This window comes from Streptomyces sp. 840.1 (assembly GCF_003751445.1).
GTDB lineage: Bacteria > Actinomycetota > Actinomycetes > Streptomycetales > Streptomycetaceae > Streptomyces.
This window is the reverse complement of record NZ_RJUU01000002.1, coordinates 39,598-58,420: the sequence shown is the minus strand read 5'-3', so window position 1 is coordinate 58,420 and position 18,823 is coordinate 39,598. Positions and strand designations below refer to the sequence as shown.

The following is an 18,823-nucleotide window of genomic DNA, read 5'->3' as shown; positions in this document are numbered from 1 at the left end:
ACCGCCGGTGGTGACGCCGTATCAGCAGCTGCAGTCACAGCCGCAGTCGCAGCAATCGCACCCGTCACAGCAGTCGCCGCAGTTGCTGCAGCAGTCACAGCCATCGCAGCAGTCACCGCAATCGCAGTCGTTGCACAGCCCCTCGCGGCGCTGACGGCTCCACGGGTCGTCGAAGGTGCCGCAGCACATCTGGCAGGTGCAGGCGAGCCCGGCCCACACCAGGCACCCCACTACGAGCCCCCGCCGGTCGCGCGGCGGCTCCGGCGGCGGCTGCGGGGGCCCGAAGGGGGCGCCTGGCCCCGAGGGGCTGTACGGGTTGCCCGGCGGGGGGCCGAACGACGCGGCGGGGCCCGTTCCTGACGGGTGGTCGACTCCGCCCGGACCTCCGGGCCCCCCGGTGAGCAGGCCCCCCGACTGATGGGAACAGGCGTCCGTGGCGAAGGCCCGGTCCACCGAGCGCCGCAGTTCGTGCGCCAGCAGCACGTGCGCCAGCTTGCCGTCGGTGAACTCCGCGTCGCGCAGTGCCAGCCGTACGCCGCGCAGCGCGTCGTCACAGAGCCGGCGGGCCTCGGCGCGCGAGGTGCCGGTCGCGGTGAGCGGGTTCCAGGCGCCCGACGCGGCGTCAGCTTCCTGGTCCTCCACGGCATCCAGCAGATGCGCGAGCCGCCCGAAGAGACGGCCCGCCTCGGCGAGCGGCGCGGCGTTCTGCGGCTTGCCCGCGAGTACGGCGGTGTGCGCGAAGGCCGCCGCGGTGGCCGTCTCGGTGGGCTCGGTCACCGTCAGCAGCGGGGTACCGGGGCCGGCGAGCAGCTCGATGCCGGTCTGCCGGTCGACCGCGTCGACCAGCAGCGCCGTGTCGAAGCCGAGCTGCGCGCCGGTACGCGCTCCGGCGCGGTCCCACCCCGCCGCCACCCTGCGGGCCGCGGCCGCCACCGGGCGCCGCTTCAACAGCCCGTCGCGGTCGGCGACGTGGTCCCGCACCTTGGCCGACGCCAGCACCAGCGAGACGGCGGCCGCCAGCCTGGCGCCCTCGCCCTTCGCGACCGGGGCGGTCCGCATGGCTCGCAGCGGGCAGGGGCCCGCCGTGCGGCGCTGTGCGGGGGTGCGTTCGGCCTGAGCCTCCGTCAGGACCGAGACGATCAGGCCGTCATAGTTCGTGACGATCCGGGCGAACTGCCCGTGGTGGGATCGAAGTGCCAGACAGAGCCCGCAGAGATGGGCCATCCACTCGGTCCTGAGCCCGTCCGGAAGTCGGTGGACACAGGGCCTGACTATTCCGAACACGACGATCCCCCGGGTCTCGTTCAGCTGTGCGCCGCGCTCGGGCGAGGGCGCGCCGTGCATCGTACCGAGCGTCCCGTTCACCCGTACGTCCCCCATGTCACCCGTACGGCCCGGAGCATCATATTTTCTTTCTTCAGGGCCCTTTAGCAGGAGGAACCTTGACGAATCGCCACATCCTCTGCACCAGTACCGTCACGAATGCCCTGCGCGCCGCCTATCCCCTTGGCGCGCGATCCGCATCATGGACGACCATAGGGATACGAAAGAGATGCGGAACGCCAAGGAACCGCGGTGAGAGGAGGCGTCCATGGGATCGGTGCGCAAGGCGAGTGCCTGGCTGGGCCTCGTAGAGGACAACGACGAGCGGTACTACGACGACGACGAGTACTCCGAAGGTGCACGGACCGGGACCGGACAGGCCTGGGTGACCGATCCGCGGGTGCGGGTGGCCTCCGAGGCGGCCGAGGAGACGGGCCGCCGGATCGCCACCGTGACCCCGGACAGCTTCCGGGACGCCCGGAGCATCGGTGAGCTCTTCCGGGACGGCGTCCCGGTGATCATGAACCTCACTTCCATGGACTCCGCCGACGCCAAGCGCGTGGTGGATTTCGCCGCAGGGCTGATCTTCGGACTGCGCGGGTCGATCGACCGCGTGGCCACCCGGGTCTTCCTGCTGACCCCCGCCGACACCCAGGTGGTCAACGGCGAAGCCGCCGGCCGGCCGGCCGACGGCTTCTTCAACCAGAGCTGAGCGGGGCGCTCACCGGATCGGTCCGGAGGCCGACCTTCACCGGAACGCGTCCAGACCGGTGAGCGCCTTGCCCAGCACCAGCTGGTGCATCTCCACGGTTCCTTCGTAGGTGAGCACCGACTCCAGATTCGTCGCATGCCGCATCACCGGGTACTCCAGCGAGATCCCGTTGGCGCCGAGAATCGTGCGCGAGGTGCGGCAGATCTCGATGGCCTCCCGCACGTTGTTCAGTTTCCCGAAGCTGACCTGTTCCGGGCGGAGCCTGCCCGCGTCCATCCGGCGGCCCAGGTGGTGGGCGAGCAGGATGCCCTTGTGCAGTTCGACGGCCATGTCCGCGAGCTTGGCCTGGGTGAGCTGGAAGCCGCCGATCGGCTTTCCGAACTGCTCCCGGGTCCGCGCGTAGTCGACGGCTGCCTCGAAGCTGGCCCGTGCCGCACCCATGGATCCCCAGACGATGCCGTAGCGGGCATGGCTGAGGCAGCTGAGCGGGCCGCGCAGGCCGGTGGCGCCGGGCAGTACGGCGTCGGCCGGCAGCCTCACGTCGTCCAGGACCAGCTCGCTGGTGACCGAGGCGCGCAGGGACCACTTGTGCTTGATCTCGGGTGCGGAGAAGCCGGGCGCGTCGGTGGGCACGACGAATCCGCGGATGCCGGTGCCGGCGGTGCCCTCGTCGGTCTGCGCCCAGACGACGGCGACCCCGGCGACCGAGCCGTTGGTGATCCACATCTTGCGGCCGCTGAGGACCCAGTCCCCGCCGTCGCGCCTGGCGTGGGTGCGCATGCCTGCCGGGTCGGAGCCGTGGTCGGGCTCCGTGAGGCCGAAGCAGCCGATGATCTCGCCGGCCGCCATGCCGGGCAGCCACCGCAGCTTCTGCTCCTCGGAGCCGAAGCGGTGGATGGCGTACATGGCGAGGGAGCCCTGTACGGAGACGAGGGAGCGGATGCCGGAGTCGGCCGCTTCCAGCTCCAGGCAGGCCAGCCCGTACTGCACGGCGGTGGCGCCCGCGCAGCCGTAGCCCTTCAGGGACATGCCCAGCGCGCCGAGCGAGCCGAGTTCGCGGGCCAGCTCGCGGATGCCGGGCAGTTCGCCGTCCTCGTACCACTGCGCGATGTGCGGCAGGACGCGGTCGGCGGCCCAGGCCCGGACCGTGTCGCGGATCGCGAGGTCCTCGGCGCCCAGGAGGTCGTCGATGCCGATGGGGTCGCTGGGGTCGAAGGGCGGGAGCTTCGAGGACGGAGCGGTGGACATGAGGATGTGCCTCCGGCGGCTCGCAACGGTACTGAGAGGTCGGTACGGAACGCCGAAAACTAGCAGTGTTAGTTACGGCGTCGTGCCGACGTTACGGCTCAGTGTGCCGCGCGTCCAGAGCCGGTCGCCTCCACGGGACGCCGCGCGGCGGGCAGCGGGACCAGGGCCTTGGGCCGGTCCGCCGCCGGCGCTTCGTGGCCCCGCCTGCTGCGGGGGTCCCCGGAGTCGCCGGCGTGGCTTTCGTCCTGGGACTCGCCGGGTTCGCAGAGCGGCGGCGGGCACTCCATCACCCGGGGCAGCCGCAGCGCGGCGAGCGCTCCGAGCAGCAGCAGCGCGGCGCTGACCAGCAGCGCGACGTGCAGCCCGTGGACGAAGGCGTGCCGGGCCGTGGAGCGCAGCACCCGGCCGAGCGGGCCCCCCAGCTGCGCGGCCACCTGATAGGCCTCACCGAGCGAGCGGGAGGCGGCGGCGCCCGCCGAGGCGGGGACGCCCGCTTCGGGGAGCCGTGCCAGGCCCGGGGTGTACGCGGCGTTCATGACACTGCCGAGCAGCGCGATGCCCATGCCGGCGCCCAGCTGGTACGAGGTCTCACCGATCGCGGCCGCCCCGCCGGCCCGGTCCGCGGGGACCTCGCTGAGCATCGACTCGTAGGCGCCGAAGAGGGCGGACTGGAGGCCGAAGCCGAGGACGACGCAGGAGACCGCCAGCAGGGCGGGCCGGTCGTGCTGGCCCATCGCGGTCAGCATCAGTACCGCGACGGCCGTCAGGACGAAGCCCCAGCCGACCATCCGGCGCGGCCCGACCCGGCGCAGGGTGTACGAGCCGGTGGCGCCCGCGGCCATCGCGGCGAAAGTGAGCGGCAGCAGCCGCAGGCCGGTCTCCAGCGGGCTGAGGCCCAGGACGAGCTGGAGGTACTGGACGGCGATCAGCTCCAGGCCGACCAGGGCCAGCATGGCCAGGACGATGCAGCCCACCGCGGTGGAGAAGGCCGGCCTGGCGAACATCCCGATGTCGATCAGCGGGTGCGTCCGCCGCTTCTGACGGCGGACGAAGACGACGAGCAGCGCGGCCCCGGCCAGCAGCGGCACGAGCGTGGCCGGTCCCAGGAGGCCCTCGCCTGTTCCCGCCCGCTTCACACCCAGGACGACTCCGAGCACACCGGCCGCGGCCATCAGGGCGCCGAGCACGTCCCAAGGGCCGTCGTCGCTGCCCCTGGACTCCGGGAGCAGCAGCCGGCCGACCGGGAGGATCAGGGCCATCAGCGGGATGTTGATCAGAAAGACCGAGCCCCACCAGAAGTGCTCGACGAGGAAGCCGCCGATGACCGGTCCGGTGGCGGCGCCGACCGCGGCGACCGCCGACCACACGCCGATCGCCACCGCCCGTTCGCGCCGGTCCGGGAAGACCTGGCGGAGGATGGACAGGGTGGCCGGCATGATCATCGCGCCGCCGACGCCGAGCAGCGCCCGCGCCGCGATGAGCACGCCCGCGCTGTCGGCCATGGCGGCGACGGCGGAGGCGACCCCGAAGAGGGCGTAGCCGATCAGCAGGACACGCCGCCGCCCGACCCGGTCACCGAGGGTGCCGAAGAGGATCAGCAGCGAGGCGCAGACCAGTGGATAGGCGTCCACGATCCACAGCAGGCCGGTGGCGCTGGGCCGCAGGTCCTCGGTGACGGCGGGGACGGCGACATGCAGCACCGTCGCGTCGAGTGCCACGAGCAGCAGGCTGAGGCAGAGGACGACCAGGACGACCCATCGATTGGCACCGTCGGCGGCTGCGCGCAGGCGGGTTCGGGCTGTGGTCGTCCCGGACATGCATCTACCTCCCAGAAGGTCCCTCGCGCTCGGCAGGCCCCCTGGGGATTCAGCGTCCGCTGTCCCTCCGGGCCCGGCATCGACGGGCGAGTGAGCCGTCAGCGTACGCGAGTTCGGCAGGGGTACACGTGGCCCATCTCATACCGCCGACGGCCTCCGAGTGTGCTGTACGCCACTGCGCGGTGCCGGGCCGACCCGCCAGGGGACCCGTCCCGACCTGCGCGGACCGGCCGTTCGGCGGGGCGCGCGAGGGACTGCGGGGGGCGCGGCGGAGCGCTCGCCGAGTGGCGGTCGAAGGCATCGAGTAACCGGACCGATACCGTCCGTTCCGTTTCCCGAGAGGTCCCGGTAAATGCACTTCGATATCCCGTGCGCTTTTACTTCAATATCCAAAAACCTCTGCGACACGAGAGCCGGAGTAATGGAACGGAAAGAATCCAGGATTCTCCGGAGGTGCGGGAAAACCGGCCGCACTGAGACATAGTCCACATCACATCGTCATCACAAAGCGGCCGGATCGACCAGGTCACCCACTCACTCGCTGTAACGTCGATTGGGTGCGTACCGACATCTTTGCCCGCCTGGACCGGGAGCCGGAACCGCCGAAGATAGAGACACCGCGGATGAGCCGTCACCGCATCGCTCTCTTCGGCGGGACGTTGGCGTTCTATCTCGCCATCGTCATTGCCGTGCTCATGTCGTCCTGGCTGGTGACCCTGGACTGGAAGGTCATGCTCTTCCGGCCGTACCAGCAGTGGCCCCAGATCCATGCCTTCCTCGACTACTACGTCGTACTCGGTCAGCGCGGACCCACGGCCGTCATGGTGGCGTGCTGGCTCGGCTGGCGCTCCTGGCGGCAGCACACCCTGCGCCCCCTGCTGACGCTGGGCGCGTCACTGCTGCTGCTCAACGCGACGGTGGGGGCGGTCAAGTACGGCCTCGGCCGGCTCGGCCCGCACTACGCGACCCAGATCGGATCGGCCGAACTCTTCGCCGGCGGCGATATATTTCCGTCCGGGCACACCGCCAACGCGGTCGTGACCTGGGGAATCCTCGCTTACCTGGCCGCCACCCCGCGGGCCAGGCGCTACCTCTCGGCGATGTCCGCTGTCGTGTCGCTCGGGGTCGGCCTGACGACCGTCTACCTCGGTACGCACTGGCTCAGCGATGTGGTGCTCGGGTGGGCGGCGGGCCTGCTGATCCTGCTCGGCCTGCCGTGGTGCGAGCCGCTGATCACCCGGGCGGAGAACTGGATCTTCGCCGCCCGCGAGCGGCTCAGCGCACGCAGCAGGCTCGTGCCGGCCCCGCCCGTCGCAGCCGGCGCCCCCCGGCCGGTCCCGGCCGGACAGCCGGCCGCCGCCGAGACCGCGGCGCAGGCCCAGGTCCGCCCGCCGGCCGCCACGGGCAGCCGCCCGGCGACGGTGGTCACGGCCACGGGCGGCCGCACCCGCGCCCACACCGCACCCCCCGCGCACCAGGGCCACCCGGCGCGCTCGGAGCGCACCCCGGTCACCCCGGCGGGCAGCCGCCGGCCCCCGCACGCGGACCGCACCCCGCGCGGCGGCTCGGCGCCGGCCCGGCCGGTGGCGGGCGGCTGACCCGGCCGAGCCGCAGGAAGGCGGGCGGCCGAAGGTACGCACAGCCGCTCCCCCGCATGAGTGAAGGCCCCGACTCCGGTCGGGGCCTTCACTCATGCGTGCACACCCGCACAGGGCCGCCCGGGGCACTGCGGGGCCGGTGCACGGCCCGTACGGGGGCTCAGCCGACCCAGCAGCGCTTCACCGTGCCGCCGTCGACCTCGAAGTTGATGCGGCCGCTCTGGAACTCCATGGTGATGACGGTGCCCGGCGGCAGGGCTCTGACCGTGGCCCAGCCCCGCTCCCGGGCCCTGCGCTCGGCGGCCTCGGAGCCGAGGCCGACATAGGCGCCGGGTGTGTCGTCGGGCTGGGCGGAAGGAGTCGGTATAGGTGCCATACCCCTCACCGTAGGCGGCCCCGGACAGCGGTGGAAGCCGGGGCGCCGGCCGGTCCCACCGCATCCTCACGTCCCTCACCGGTCACGCTTGTGTCACAGGATCACCACACACGTCCGCGCCGGACTCCCCCACCCGAACGTGCGATTCACAACCGGACGCACAGTAATCGCACAGGCCGGAAAACGATCTGCGAAGAGGACGCAGAAACGGGCCGGATATCCACTGCCGGGGCGCTTCGATTTCCCTCCGGAATAACCTCCGGCAATCGGAAGGACCGTCAGGAATTCATCCTTCCTTATCGCACCCTTATCTCATGCTCACAATATCCACACCATCGGACCGGCCCGCCCCGGCGGTTCCGCCCGTATAGCCGACGGCCCGAATCACCCGCTTTCCGGCCCCGGCACGGCCGCCCCCGCGCCTGCGTCGCGGGGTGGCACGAGCGTGGCTCCCGCCGGGACCGGGCACCGCCCCGCGCGCGGGGCGCGGCCGTGCGCCGCGCTTCACGATTTCCTGACTTGTCGGCGTATCATTGTCCGCCCTGCGCCCCGGTCCGATTCCGTTCGCCTTCTCGCGTGACCCCGGCAGCGGCTCACCCGTTGTCTTCTTCATGAGCCGGGAACCGCCCGGCGCACGTACCGAGTTCGAGGAGCCACCCGTGCCGCGCATGCTCGACGTCAGCGAGGACGTACGCGCCGAGATCGGCGACGCCGAAGCCGACCGGCTGCTCGTCGGCGACAACGCCCCCGGCAGTTACGACTGCACCTCCTGCCGCACCCCCGGCGACTCCGAGCAGGAACGCACCAGCACGGTGCTGTTCGTCGGTGACGAGACGGCGGTCCTCGCCTTCGCCCACGCCACCTGCATCCCCTCCCAGGTCGTCCAGGTGGCCGAGGAGCAGCTGCAGGGCGCCGTGCGCAGCATCACCGGGAGCGAGCAGGAGGCCCCGGGCGGGCTCAACCCCGAGCAGGCCGTGCTGGGCATCACCAGCGGGCTCGTCCTGATCGACGACGAACTGCACCCGGCCCTGGTCGTCGAACCGACCGGCGCCATCGCCCGGCCCGGCACGGACGGCAGTGGCGGCGACGAGTTCCTGCAGCTGCTGCTGGAGCAGGGCTTCCACCCGGTGCAGCGGATGGACCAGGTCCCCGAGGTGCTGCACGGCTGGTCGATCCTGCTCGCCATGGGGCAGCTGCACGCGGTGCTCCAGCCGGGCACCGGCGGTGGTGCCCCGGTGGCCTGGTGGCAGGCGCACGCGCCGCTGCAGGTGACCGAGGGCTGGCGGACCGCGGCCAACAAGTCGCAGACCGTGCTCGTCTACGCGGCCCCGGCCGGTTCGATCGGCCAGCAGCCCCGCGAGGACCTGCTGCGCGACGCCCTGGAGAAGGCCGCGGCCGGCGGGATCCTGGTCGCCGCGGCGATGCCGCTGGCCGGTACCTGATCATGTCCGGGCACGCCGGGAGCCCCGGACGAACAGCTATTTCTCCGGCGCGCCCGCATCCGACGGGCGGTGGGGTCGTTGGCACATACGTGCACTCATACGACCCCTCCCACCAGCGTCCGAGCCCGATCCCTGCCATGCGCCCCGCGCAGGACCCATCGGGTGGCCCGTCCCGCACCCCGATCTACGACGCGCTGTACTCCGAGTACCGCCGTTCGTTCCGGGCGTTGCCGGGTGACCGGAGCGGGGAGGAGAGCCTGGGGCTCCCGAGTTTCGGCAGCGGGTTCTTCGGCTCCCGCGCCCCGCTGAGCGGCCACTCGGGTCACGGCGGAGCGGGCACGTCCGGTGCGACGGGCACAGCCGCCGGGCACGGCAGCGGCAGCCCCTCCACGCACACCGGGAGCCTGGGCACCTGGCAGCGCGTGGGGCGGCACGCGGGGCGGGTCCAGGCCGCGCTTCCGCCGGGCTCCCGGGGAGCCTGACGTACGACTGAGCCCCGGACCACTCGGAGAGCGAGTGGTCCGGGGCTCAGTCGTGTCCGGTGGGCCCGGCGGCGCACGGCCGGGGCGCTCACGCGCCGGGGCCGTGCCGCCCGGCCGGCTACTTGTTGCGGCCGCGCTTCTCGCGGACGCGCACCGAGATGTGGATCGGGGTGCCCTCGAAGCCGAACTCCTCGCGCAGCCGGCGCTCGACGAAGCGCCGGTAGCCGTGCTCCAGGAAGCCCGAGGCGAAGAGCACGAAGCGCGGCGGCTTGGTGCCCGCCTGGGTGCCGAAGAGGATACGGGGCTGCTTGCCACCACGGATCGGGTGCGGGTGGGAGGCGACGATCTCGCCGAGGAACGCGTTCAGCCGGCCCGTCGGAACCCGGGTCTCCCAGCCGTCCAGCGCGGTCTCGATCGCCGGGACCAGCTTCTCCATGTGGCGGCCGGTGAGGGCCGAGACGTTGACCCGCGGGGCCCACGCGACCTGCGCGAGCTCCGTCTCGATCTCGCGCTCCAGGTAGTAGCGGCGCTCCTCGTCGAGGGTGTCCCACTTGTTGAAGGCGACGACGATCGCGCGGCCGGCCTCGACGGCCATGGTCACGATGCGCTGGTCCTGGACGCTGATCGACTCGCTGGAGTCGATCAGGATCACGGCGACTTCGGCCTTCTCCACGGCGGCCGCGGTACGCAGCGAGGCGTAGTAGTCCGCACCCTCCTGGAGGTGGACGCGGCGCCGGATACCGGCCGTGTCGATGAACTTCCAGGTGATGCCGCCGAGCGTGATCAGCTCGTCGACCGGGTCACGTGTGGTGCCCGCCAGTTCGTTGACGACGACGCGGTCCTCGTTGGCCACCTTGTTCAGCAGCGAGGACTTGCCGACGTTCGGGCGGCCGATCAGGGCGATGCGGCGCGGTCCGCCGACCGCGGTGCCGAACGACTGCGCGGGCGCCTCCGGAAGCGCGTCCAGGACGGCGTCCAGCATGTCGCCGGTGCCTCGGCCGTGCAGCGAGGAGACCGGGTGCGGCTGGCCGAGGCCGAGCGACCACAGGGCGGTGGCGTCCGCCTCGCCGCTCTGTCCGTCGACCTTGTTGGCGCAGAGCACGACGGGCTTCTTGGCCCGGCGCAGCAGCTTGACGACGGCCTCGTCGGTGTCGGTGGCGCCGACGGTCGAGTCGACCACGAAGACGACCGCGTCGGCCGTCTCGATGGCGTACTCGGCCTGGGCGGCGACGGAGGCGTCCAGCCCCAGCACGTCCTGCTCCCAGCCGCCCGTGTCGACGACCTTGAAGCGGCGGCCCGCCCATTCGGCCTCGTAGCTGACGCGGTCACGGGTGACGCCGGGCTTGTCCTGGACGACGGCCTCACGGCGGCCGATGATCCGGTTCACCAGCGTCGACTTGCCGACGTTGGGCCGGCCGACGACGGCGAGCACGGGAAGCGGTCCGTGACCGGCCTCACCGAGGGCGCCCTCGACCTCCTCGGGGTCGAACCCCTCCTGCGCGGCGAGCTCCATGAACTCCGCGTACTCGGCATCGCCAAGCGCTCCGTGCTCGTGGTCCGAGCCGCCGGAGTGAATCTGGTCGTTCATGAAGTCCGTTCCTCTTTGCATCATCATCGATGGACCACGCAGCACGCGGTCCACTACTCAAGTCTTACTCGGTGCGCCCGGTGAGGCGCCTGGCCTGCTCCAGGTGGCCGGTCAGCCGTCCCTGGATCCGCACCGTCGCCTCGTCGAGCGCCTTGCGCGTCCGCCTGCCGCTGCCGTCACCCGCGTCGAACGCGTCACCGAAGACGACGTCCACGCGGCTGCGCAGCGGCGGCAGCGCCGATATCAGCCGTCCGCGGCGCTCGGTGCTTCCCAGGACGGCCACGGGCACGATCGGCGCCCCGCTGCGTACCGCGAAGTACGCGAGCCCGGCGCGCAACGAGGCGAAGTCTCCTTCGCCCCTGGTGCCCTCGGGGAAGATCCCGAGCACTCCGCCGTCCCCCAGCACGCCGAGGGCGTGGGTGATGGCGGTGCGGTCGGCGGTCGTACGGTCCACCTTCAGCTGACCGATTCCGCGCAGGAACGGGTCCAGGGGGCCGACGAACGCCTCTTTCTTGATCAGGAAGTGGACGGGCCGGGGCGCGGTGCCCATCAGCATCGGACCGTCGACGTTGTGCGAGTGGTTCACCGCGAGTATGACGGGTCCCGAGGCGGGGACCCGCCACGCACCGAGCACACGGGGCCTGAACAGCCCGTACATCAGCCCGATCCCGATGGAACGCCCGACCGCCGCTCCGCGCAGCGTGGGTGCGCCCGTGGCTGGGCTCACTTCGCCGCCTGCTTCTCCCCGACGAGGGTGACGACGCACTCGATGACCTGCTTGAGGGTCAGCTCGGTGGTGTCCACCTCCACGGCGTCGGCCGCCTTGGCGAGCGGAGAGGTCTTGCGGCCGGAGTCCGCGGCGTCCCGCTTGATCAGCGCTTCCTTGGTGGCGGCGAGATCGGAGCCCTGCACCTCTCCGCTGCGGCGGGCGGCGCGCGCCTCCGGCGAGGCGGTCAGGAAGATCTTGATGTCGGCGTCGGGCAGCACGGTCGTGCCGATGTCGCGGCCCTCGACCACGATGCCCTTCTCCGCGCCCTCGGCGATCGTGCGCTGGAGCTCGGTGATCCGGGTGCGCACCTCGGGGACGGCGCTGACGGCGCTGACCTTGGAGGTGACCTCCTGGGTACGGATCGGGCCGGAGGCGTCCTCGCCGTCGACGGTGATCGTCGGGCCGGTGGGGTCGGTGCCGGAGACGATGACGGGCTTGGCGGCCGCGGTGGCCACCTCCAGCGCGTCGTGCACGTCGATGCCGTTGGTGAGCATCCACCAGGTGATCGCCCGGTACTGGGCACCGGTGTCCAGATAGCTCAGGCCGAGCTGGGTGGCGACGGCCCTGGACGTGCTGGACTTGCCGGTGCCGGAGGGCCCGTCGATGGCGACGATCACTGCGGCCGGGGCGGTCCGGGCGGCGGCGCTTACGGTTTCCACGGTGGTGGACACCTTCCTGGTACACGGGGGTGGGCGGGACGGGACGCGCGAACCCGCCCCGCACAAGGTTACCGAGTGCGGGCGCGGGTCCGACCACCCCTGTGGACAAGTGCCCGCGGGGCCCGTCTCCCAAGGGCTACTGCCGGAGCGACCAGCCGCGCTCGCGCAGGGCGGCGCTGAGGCCCGGGGCGGCGCTCGGCTCGACCATGAGCTGCACCAGACCCGCCTGCTGGCCGGTGGCGTGCTCGATGCGTACGTCCTCGACGTTGACCCCGGCCCGCCCCGCGTCCGCGAAGATCCCGGCCAGCTCGCCCGGCCGGTCGCTGATCAGGACGGCCACGACCTCGTAGGAGGCGGGGGCCGCGCCGTGCTTGCCGGGGACCCTGACCCGGCCGGCGTTGCCGCGGCGCAGGACGTCCTGGATGCCCTCGGTGCCGGCGCGGCGCTCGTCCTCGTCACCGGACTGGAGCCCGCGCAGCGCGGTGACGGTCTCCGCCAGGTCGGCGGCGACCCCGGCGAGGACGTCGGCGACCGGTCCGGGGTTGGCGGAGAGGATGTCCACCCACATCCGGGGATCGGACGCGGCGATCCGGGTGACGTCCCTGATGCCCTGCCCGCAGAGGCGTACCGCGGTCTCGTCGGCGTCCTCCAGCCGGGCGGCGACCATCGACGAGATCAGCTGCGGGGTGTGGGAGACGAGCGCGACGGCCCGGTCGTGGGCGTCGGCGTCCATGACGACCGGCACGGCCCGGCAGAGCGCGACCAGTTCCAGGGCGAGGTTGAGGACCTCGGTGTCGGTGTCGCGGGTCGGGGTGAGGACCCAGGGGCGGCCCTCGAAGAGGTCCGCGGTGGCGGCGAGCGGACCGGAGCGCTCCTTGCCCGCCATGGGGTGCGTGCCGATGTACGGGGCGAGGTCGACGCCCAGCGCCTCCAGCTCGCGGCGCGGGCCGCCCTTGACGCTGGCCACGTCGAGGTAGCCGCGGGCGACCCCGCGGCGCATGGCGGTGGCGAGCACCGACGCGGTGTGCGCCGGCGGTACGGCCACGATCGCCAGGTCGACCGGCCCCTCCGGCGCCTCGTCGGTGCCCGCGCCGAGCGCGGCCGCCGTCCGGGCCGACTCCGGGTCGTGGTCGACGAGGTACACCTTGATGCCGCGCCCGGCGAGGGCGAGGGCGGCAGAAGTGCCGACGAGGCCTGTTCCGATGACAGCGGCGCTTCTCACTGGGCGATGTCCTTGCGCAGGGCGGCGGTGGCGCCGAGGTATACGTGGGCGATCTCCGACTTGGGAAGATAGGTCTCGATGTGGACGAGGATCCGGACCACCCGGGGCATCGATCCCTCGATGTCCAGCTCCTGGGCGCAGATCAGCGGTACGTCGACGATACCGATCCCGCGCGCGGCGGCGGCCGGGAAGTCGCTGTGCAGGTCCGTGGTGGCCGTGAACCAGATGCTGATCAGGTCGTCCGGGACGAGGCTGTTGCGCTCCAGGACGGCGTTGAGGAGCGCACCGACCTGCTCGCCCATGTGCCCGGCCTCGTCCCGCTCCAGCTGGACGGCTCCGCGGACCGCTCGTACCGCCACGTCGTGCTCCTTGCTTGTCCGTACCGCTCCGTGCGCCTGTGTTCCGGCTGTTCAAGCGTAGAGGGGTGGCGGGGTCCCGTGCCGGACCGCCCTGTCCGTGAGACGCGCGGGCGGGGCCGGGTCCCGGGGCGGCCCGCTCCGGCTCTCGCGTACCCTCCCCCGCATGATCACTCCGTCCGGTGAGGCGCTGGTGCGCGACCACACCGTCTACTCCTGTGTGATGGGCTCGCGCGCCTTCGGGCTCGCCACGGACGGCAGCGACACCGACAGGCGCGGTGTGTTCCTGGCGCCGACCCCGTTGTTCTGGCGGTTCGACAAGCCGCCGGCCCATGTCGAGGGACCGGCCGACGAACAGTTCTCCTGGGAGCTGGAACGCTTCTGCGAACTGGCGCTGCGGGCCAATCCCAATGTGCTGGAGTGCCTGCACTCGCCACTGGTGGAGCGGGCCGACGCGACCGGCCGCGAGCTCCTCTCGCTGCGCGGCGCGTTCCTGTCCCGGCAGGCCCACGGCACCTTCGTGCGCTACGCGCTGGGCCAGCGCAGGAAGCTGGACGCGGACGTACGGCAGCACGGGGCGCCGCGCTGGAAGCACGCCATGCACCTGCTGCGGCTGCTGGCCGGCTGCCGGGACCTGCTGCGTACGGGCGGGCTCACGGTCGAGGTGGGCGCGGCCCGCGAGGAACTGCTGGCCGTCAAGCGGGGCGAGGTGCCCTGGCCGGAGGTGGAGCGGCGCATGGCGCGGCTGGCCGAGGAGAACGACGCGGCGGCCGCCGCGTCCCCGCTGCCGGCCGAGCCGGACCGGGCGCGGATCGAGGACTTCCTGATCCGCACCCGGCGGGCCTCGGCGCTGGCCGCGTCACCGCCCGCCGGCGGTTCGGCCGGCTGAGACCGCGCCGAGCCGCGCCCGCACCACCAGTTCGTGCAGCGCGTCGGTCCCCTCCGGCGCGTCCGGAAGGGCCGTGTCCGCCTGCGCCGCGTCCAGCACCCGGTGCAGCGACTCGACGTCCGCGGCCGCCTCCGCCCGGTCCACTCCTTCCGCCGCCCCGTGCTCGGCCTCGGCCTTGGCCGCGATCAGGCCGGGGAGCGAGGCAGGCGCGGCCACCCGGTCGAGCAGCGACGGCAGATGAGCCAGCACTTCGCCGCTGCGCATCAGGTGGATCCCGGTGAGCAGCGCCCGGAACGTGTAGAGCAGCGGCTTGAGCTCGCCGGTCCTCTCGAAGAGCCGCCACTGGGTGTTGGCGAATCCGCGGTAGTGGTGGGCGTGGTTGCTGGTGAGGACGGCCGGGGCGAGGGCCACCAGCTCCGCGTGCGGTGCGCTCGTGTGCACGACAAGCGGGGAGAGGAGCTGCTCCAGTACGTAGCCGTTCGGCTTCAGCATCAGCCGGACGAACTTGCGCAGGTCGTGAGTGACCAGGTCCATCTCCACGCCCCCTTGGTCCCACATCCGGGAGCGGGTCTCCTCGGGCTCGCGCAGGCCGAGGAGGTCCGCCGCGGGCAGGAGGTGGACCCCCCGCAGGTCCACATCCGAGTCCTTGGAGGGGAACCCGTACAGATGCGCTCCGGAGACCGTGGCGAACAGCAGCGGGTGGAGTTCCCCGGAGACGACCGGGCCGAGGTCGGTGACCGGCAGTCCGGCTTCGCTGAGGCGCGTCAGGTCCGTGTTCATCGCTCAAGAGTCCCAGAGGGCCGCCAGGGACAGCAGGTCGCTCCGGTACTCGATGCGTTCCGACCACTCCTTGGGCCAGGCCCCCGAGCCCAGGTGGGCCCCCGCGAGTGCGCCGGTCAGGCAGCCGAGCGAGTCGGAGTCGCCCCGGGTGCAGGCGGCTCGGCGCAGGGCGGTGACCGGTTCGCCGGGGAAGAGCAGGAAGCAGTGCAGGGCCGTCGCCAGGGCCTCCTCGGCGATCCAGCCGTCGCCGGTCCTCTCGCAGGGGTCGGTCTCCGGGGACGGGTCGCGCAGGGCGTCCTGGACGCGGGCCAGGACGGCGAGGCACTCGTCCCAGCCGCGCTGGATGTAGAGCTCGGGCGAGGAGTCGCCCGCGTAGCGCCAGAGGTCGCCGAGCCAGCGGGTGTGGTAGTTGCCGCTGTTCTCGTAGGCGTAGCTGCGCAGCTGTCCGATCAGCCCGACCGGTTCGGCGCCCTGGGCCAGCAGGTGGACCGCGCGGGCCATCAGGTCGGAGGCGGCGAGCGCGGTGGGGTGTCCGTGGGTGAGGGCCGCCTGCAGCTGGGCGGCTCCGGCGCGCTGTTCGTCGCTGAGTCCGGGTACGAGTCCCACGGGTGCGACGCGCATGTTGGCGCCGCAGCCCTTGGAGCCGGTCTGGCTGGCCTCCTGCCAGACGCGGTCGCTGTCGAGCATCCGGCAGGCGGTCATGCAGGTGCGGCCGGGGGCGCGGTTGTTGTCGGGCGAGTGGTACCAGTCGACGAACTCCTCGCGCACCGTGCGCACCAGGCGCAGCGGGGTGAGCAGCCCTCGGTCCGTGGCGGCGCGGAGGCCGCGCCCCAGGGCCAGGGTCAGCTGGGTGTCGTCGCTGACGATCGCGGGCCTCGGCAGCCGCATCTGGCGCCACGGCCCGCACTTGGCGAGGATCGAGGGGACGTTGTTGAACTCGGTCGGGAAGCCCAGCGCGTCGCCGAGCGCGAGCCCGGTCAGCGCGCCGGTGGCGGCCTGTTTGGTGATGGTCCTGGTCACGATCACGTGCTTCTTCCTTCCGGTCGCAGCAGTGGAGGGTGCAGGGCGGTCGCGGCGCCCGCCCGGTAGAGGGCGGCCGGCTTTCCCCGTCCGCCGGTACGGCGCGGTGATCCCTCGGCTGCCTGGACGAAGCCGGGCGTGGTGAGGACCTTGCGCCGGAAGTTGGGCCGGTCCAGCTCGACGCCCCAGACCGTCTCGTACACCTGCTGGAGCTCTCCCAGGGTGAATTCGGGCGGGCAGAACGCGGTGGCCAGGCAGGTGTATTCGAGTTTGGCGCCGATCCTGATCCGGGCGTCGGCGAGGATGCGGTCGTGGTCGAAGGCGAGCGCGCCGGGCTCTGCGGTGTCCCACCACCCGGCACTGGCCGCGTCGCCGCCGCCGCGCGGTTCGGGCAGGTCGGGTACGAGCGCGGCGTAGGCGACGGAGACGACCCGCATCCTCGGGTCGCGGTCCGGGTCGCTGTACGTCGCCAGCTGTTCCAGGTGGAGGGCCGAGACGGTGTCCTCACTCAGCCCCGTCTCCTCGGCCAGCTCCCGGCGGGCCGCGTCCCCGGCGGACTCGCGGGGCAGGACGAAGCCGCCGGGCAGCGCCCACCGGCCCTTGTACGGGGCCTCGCCCCGCTCGACGAGCAGGACGTGCAGCCGGGCCTCGCGGACCGTGAAGACCGCCAGGTCGACGGTGACGGCGAACGGTTCGAAGGCGTGCGGATCGTAGCCCTCGGGCGCGGCGGCGGTCATCGCCGCTCCGGGAGCGGGGCGGCGAAGTGCCAGCCCCTGGCCAGCAGGGCGTCGACCGCCTCGACAGCCGCGGCCAGGCGCTCCTGCCGGCTTCCGGTGACCTCGATGAAATTCCTTCCCGTACGGGTGAGTTCGGCCCGGAAACGGTCGGTCATCCAGGGCCGCAGCTCCTCGCCGTCGCGCAGCCCGTCGTCCTCGAAGGCGACGCCCTCGTGATCGGTCAGCAGCCACAGGTGATGGGCTGCCCGGTCGGCGGTGCGCTCGACGAGCGGGTTGCGGCCGCCGACGTAGCGCTCGTGCCAGACGGTGGTGGCGAAGGAGTCGGTGTCGCAGATGAGCACCGGGGACCCGGTGCGGGCGGCCGCCTCCTCCCGGGCGTTCTGGGCTTCGGCTATCAGCGGGAAGTCATCAGTGGTGAAGGCCACGTCCTCCCACTGGGCGCCGGGCCTGCGGGCGCGCAGCGCGGCCAGCTTCTGTTCGCTGAACTCGCGCCCGTACTCGGCGACGTACCCGGTGAGCGCCCAGACGCCGCCGCGCCGCCGGTAGTGGGCGGCGAGGGCGCGGGCCAGGGTGGTGGTGCCGGTGGACTCGGCGCCCAGGACGACGATCCGGCGGGTCAGCGCGGCCCGCACCGGGGGTTCGAGGAAGTCCCAGCAGCCCGCCGGGTCCTCGCGCACCGCAGTACCGGAGACCGGGAAGACCGTGCGGCCGGGGTCGACGCTGACGGGCTCGGCGCCGAAGCGGCGGGCGAGCTCGTCCCCGTACGACTCCGAGGTGAAGACGGCGTCCACCGGCTCGGGCACGGCCGAGGTGAAGACCGCCATGTGGGCGTCCCAGATCGCCGGGTCGTGGAGATCCATCCGGGTGTCGTCGACGGCGCCCACCACCGTCACGTCCGGGTGCACCTCGCGCATCCAGGCGACCCGGTCGGCGAGCGGGACGGATTCCACCGAGGCGGCGCAGACCAGCACGGTCAGCCGCTCGCAGCGGTCCTGCGCGGTGCGGACGAGATGGTGGTGGCCGGCGTGCGGCGGGTAGAACTTGCCGAGGACCAGGCCGTGCGCGAAGCGTTTCATGCCGCGGCCTCCACGAACTCCCGCTGCCGGACGGCGAGATCGCGCCGCCAGTTGCGCAGACCGATCAGGCACAGCGTCAGGAAGCCGACGTACAGCAGCGAGGTGAGGTAGAGCTCCTTGTACGCGTAGAGCGGGATGTAGACCACGTCGGCGGCGATCCACAGCCACCACGACTCGACGAGCTTGCGGCACTGACCGTACGTCGCGGCGAGCGACAGCGCGGTCGTCAGCGCGTCCCAGAAGGGCACCGTGGAGTCGGTGGCCCGGTCCAGCAGGACGGTCAGCGCGAGGGCCCCCACCACCCCCGCCGCGAGCAGCAGGGCCCACTCGGTGCGGGTGGTGCTCCGCACCGGCAGGCTGTCCGTCCCTGGTCCACCCCCGTGGGTCCAGGTCCACCAGCCGTACGCGGCAAGGGCGATGAAGACGATCTGGAGCCCGGCGTCGGCGTACAGGCCGGACTGGGCGAACAGCAGGACGAAGAAGAGGTTGTTGGCGATGCCGACCGGCCAGTTGGCGAGGTGCTGGCGGGCCACGAGCCAGACACACAGCGCGCCACTGCCGAAACCCAGCACCTCGGTCCAGCTGACCGGGGTGTCCAGGACCGTCAACAGGGGCTGCCGCAGGGGATCGAGGACGTCCGCGAGACTCACACCCGCCTCCTTAATAGTCATTCTGACTATAAAGGTCGAACGCAGGTAGCAAAAGGCCCGCGGCCGGTTCCTGTCCGAA

19 protein-coding genes are annotated in these 18,823 nt (G+C 72.3%); 5 read left to right on the top strand and 14 right to left on the bottom strand.

Annotated elements, in window-relative coordinates:
* Window positions 1-21: 21 nt before the first annotated feature.
* Entirely contained in the window at window positions 22-1,344 is a 1,323-nt protein-coding gene (locus EDD93_RS26605) for a DUF5685 family protein (RefSeq protein WP_260255960.1), read from the bottom strand.
* A 247-nt stretch (window positions 1,345-1,591) separates the two neighbouring features.
* Between EDD93_RS26605 and EDD93_RS26600 the strand changes: the two genes are divergently transcribed.
* Window positions 1,592-2,035: a cell division protein SepF gene (locus EDD93_RS26600; protein ID WP_123528040.1), complete on the top strand. Its 444-nt coding sequence runs from the start codon at window positions 1,592-1,594 to the stop codon at window positions 2,033-2,035.
* A 36-nt stretch (window positions 2,036-2,071) separates the two neighbouring features.
* Here EDD93_RS26600 and EDD93_RS26595 read toward each other — a convergent pair whose 3' ends face one another.
* Together EDD93_RS26595 and EDD93_RS26590 are read right to left on the bottom strand one after the other, a co-directional pair.
* On the bottom strand, window positions 2,072-3,283 hold the full coding sequence (locus EDD93_RS26595; RefSeq protein ID WP_123528039.1) for an acyl-CoA dehydrogenase family protein: 1,212 nt from the start codon (window positions 3,281-3,283) through the stop codon (window positions 2,072-2,074).
* A 98-nt stretch (window positions 3,284-3,381) separates the two neighbouring features.
* Window positions 3,382-5,100: an MFS transporter gene (locus EDD93_RS26590; RefSeq protein ID WP_123528038.1), complete on the bottom strand. Its 1,719-nt coding sequence runs from the start codon at window positions 5,098-5,100 to the stop codon at window positions 3,382-3,384.
* Window positions 5,101-5,657: 557 nt separating this feature from the next.
* Between EDD93_RS26590 and EDD93_RS26585 the strand changes: the two genes are divergently transcribed.
* Window positions 5,658-6,698 (top strand): phosphatase PAP2 family protein, encoded by a 1,041-nt coding sequence (locus tag EDD93_RS26585; RefSeq protein ID WP_123528037.1) that lies wholly within the window; start codon window positions 5,658-5,660, stop codon window positions 6,696-6,698.
* A 160-nt stretch (window positions 6,699-6,858) separates the two neighbouring features.
* Here the strand turns inward: EDD93_RS26585 and EDD93_RS26580 are convergent, their stop codons facing one another.
* A complete protein-coding gene (locus EDD93_RS26580) occupies window positions 6,859-7,074 on the bottom strand; it encodes an I78 family peptidase inhibitor (RefSeq protein WP_123528036.1) in 216 nt (71 codons plus the stop codon).
* A gap of 659 nt (window positions 7,075-7,733) precedes the next feature.
* On the opposite strand from EDD93_RS26580, the gene EDD93_RS26575 reads away from it, so the two are divergent.
* Complete coding sequence (locus EDD93_RS26575) at window positions 7,734-8,516, top strand: hypothetical protein (RefSeq protein WP_123529346.1); 783 nt, start codon at window positions 7,734-7,736, stop codon at window positions 8,514-8,516.
* A 137-nt stretch (window positions 8,517-8,653) separates the two neighbouring features.
* Window positions 8,654-8,998 carry a hypothetical protein gene (locus EDD93_RS26570; protein WP_123528035.1) on the top strand — a complete coding sequence of 115 codons (345 nt, stop codon included), beginning with the start codon at window positions 8,654-8,656 and terminating at the stop codon, window positions 8,996-8,998.
* A gap of 118 nt (window positions 8,999-9,116) precedes the next feature.
* Here EDD93_RS26570 and der read toward each other — a convergent pair whose 3' ends face one another.
* The 5 genes from der to aroH all read right to left on the bottom strand — a co-directional run bounded on the left by der (window position 9,117) and on the right by aroH (window position 13,595).
* On the bottom strand, window positions 9,117-10,586 hold the full coding sequence (gene der / locus EDD93_RS26565) for a ribosome biogenesis GTPase Der (RefSeq protein ID WP_123528034.1): 1,470 nt from the start codon (window positions 10,584-10,586) through the stop codon (window positions 9,117-9,119).
* A 64-nt stretch (window positions 10,587-10,650) separates the two neighbouring features.
* Window positions 10,651-11,313 carry a 1-acyl-sn-glycerol-3-phosphate acyltransferase gene (locus EDD93_RS26560; RefSeq protein WP_123528033.1) on the bottom strand — a complete coding sequence of 221 codons (663 nt, stop codon included), beginning with the start codon at window positions 11,311-11,313 and terminating at the stop codon, window positions 10,651-10,653.
* Window positions 11,310-12,026, bottom strand: coding sequence for a (d)CMP kinase (gene cmk / locus EDD93_RS26555; protein ID WP_123528032.1), 717 nt, complete (start codon window positions 12,024-12,026; stop codon window positions 11,310-11,312). The genes EDD93_RS26560 and cmk overlap by 4 nt, the downstream gene beginning before the upstream one ends.
* A gap of 124 nt (window positions 12,027-12,150) precedes the next feature.
* A complete protein-coding gene (locus tag EDD93_RS26550) occupies window positions 12,151-13,236 on the bottom strand; it encodes a prephenate dehydrogenase (RefSeq protein ID WP_123528031.1) in 1,086 nt (361 codons plus the stop codon).
* Window positions 13,233-13,595, bottom strand: coding sequence for a chorismate mutase (gene aroH, locus EDD93_RS26545; RefSeq protein ID WP_123528030.1), 363 nt, complete (start codon window positions 13,593-13,595; stop codon window positions 13,233-13,235). Before aroH ends, EDD93_RS26550 begins: the two co-directional genes overlap by 4 nt.
* Window positions 13,596-13,758: 163 nt before the next feature.
* On the opposite strand from aroH, the gene EDD93_RS26540 reads away from it, so the two are divergent.
* A complete protein-coding gene (locus EDD93_RS26540) occupies window positions 13,759-14,481 on the top strand; it encodes a DNA polymerase beta superfamily protein (RefSeq protein ID WP_123528029.1) in 723 nt (240 codons plus the stop codon).
* Here EDD93_RS26540 and EDD93_RS26535 read toward each other — a convergent pair.
* From EDD93_RS26535 to pnuC, 5 genes are read right to left on the bottom strand one after another with little or no spacing between them, the layout of a single operon-like run.
* Window positions 14,452-15,261: a DNA polymerase beta superfamily protein gene (locus tag EDD93_RS26535; RefSeq protein WP_123528028.1), complete on the bottom strand. Its 810-nt coding sequence runs from the start codon at window positions 15,259-15,261 to the stop codon at window positions 14,452-14,454. The genes EDD93_RS26540 and EDD93_RS26535 overlap by 30 nt on opposite strands.
* A 3-nt stretch (window positions 15,262-15,264) precedes the next feature.
* Entirely contained in the window at window positions 15,265-16,287 is a 1,023-nt protein-coding gene (locus tag EDD93_RS26530; protein ID WP_123528027.1) for an ADP-ribosylglycohydrolase family protein, read from the bottom strand.
* Window positions 16,284-17,018, bottom strand: a complete 735-nt coding sequence (locus tag EDD93_RS26525; RefSeq protein ID WP_123528026.1) for an NUDIX domain-containing protein — start codon at window positions 17,016-17,018, stop codon at window positions 16,284-16,286. The genes EDD93_RS26530 and EDD93_RS26525 overlap by 4 nt, the downstream gene beginning before the upstream one ends.
* Window positions 17,015-18,094 (bottom strand): AAA family ATPase, encoded by a 1,080-nt coding sequence (locus EDD93_RS26520; protein ID WP_123528025.1) that lies wholly within the window; start codon window positions 18,092-18,094, stop codon window positions 17,015-17,017. The genes EDD93_RS26525 and EDD93_RS26520 overlap by 4 nt, the downstream gene beginning before the upstream one ends.
* The gene (pnuC, locus tag EDD93_RS26515; RefSeq protein WP_123528024.1) at window positions 18,091-18,744 is read right to left on the bottom strand and encodes a nicotinamide riboside transporter PnuC; all 654 of its coding nucleotides are present in this window, start codon (window positions 18,742-18,744) and stop codon (window positions 18,091-18,093) included. Before pnuC ends, EDD93_RS26520 begins: the two co-directional genes overlap by 4 nt.
* Between the last annotated feature and the right edge of the window lie 79 nt (window positions 18,745-18,823).

Excerpts from the sequence above, each read along its gene's own strand:
- EDD93_RS26540 (WP_123528029.1), top strand. The coding sequence starts at position 13,759 with ATGATCACTCCGTCCGGTGAGGCGCTGGTGCGCGACCACACCGTCTAC.
- EDD93_RS26590 (WP_123528038.1), bottom strand. The coding sequence starts at position 5,100 with ATGTCCGGGACGACCACAGCCCGAACCCGCCTGCGCGCAGCCGCCGAC.
- EDD93_RS26600 (WP_123528040.1), top strand. The coding sequence starts at position 1,592 with ATGGGATCGGTGCGCAAGGCGAGTGCCTGGCTGGGCCTCGTAGAGGAC.
- der (WP_123528034.1), bottom strand. The coding sequence starts at position 10,586 with ATGAACGACCAGATTCACTCCGGCGGCTCGGACCACGAGCACGGAGCG.
- EDD93_RS26535 (WP_123528028.1), bottom strand. The coding sequence starts at position 15,261 with ATGAACACGGACCTGACGCGCCTCAGCGAAGCCGGACTGCCGGTCACC.
- EDD93_RS26605 (WP_260255960.1), bottom strand. The coding sequence starts at position 1,344 with ATGCACGGCGCGCCCTCGCCCGAGCGCGGCGCACAGCTGAACGAGACC.
- EDD93_RS26580 (WP_123528036.1), bottom strand. The coding sequence starts at position 7,074 with ATGGCACCTATACCGACTCCTTCCGCCCAGCCCGACGACACACCCGGC.
- EDD93_RS26520 (WP_123528025.1), bottom strand. The coding sequence starts at position 18,094 with ATGAAACGCTTCGCGCACGGCCTGGTCCTCGGCAAGTTCTACCCGCCG.
- EDD93_RS26595 (WP_123528039.1), bottom strand. The coding sequence starts at position 3,283 with ATGTCCACCGCTCCGTCCTCGAAGCTCCCGCCCTTCGACCCCAGCGAC.
- EDD93_RS26525 (WP_123528026.1), bottom strand. The coding sequence starts at position 17,018 with ATGACCGCCGCCGCGCCCGAGGGCTACGATCCGCACGCCTTCGAACCG.
- EDD93_RS26570 (WP_123528035.1), top strand. The coding sequence starts at position 8,654 with ATGCGCCCCGCGCAGGACCCATCGGGTGGCCCGTCCCGCACCCCGATC.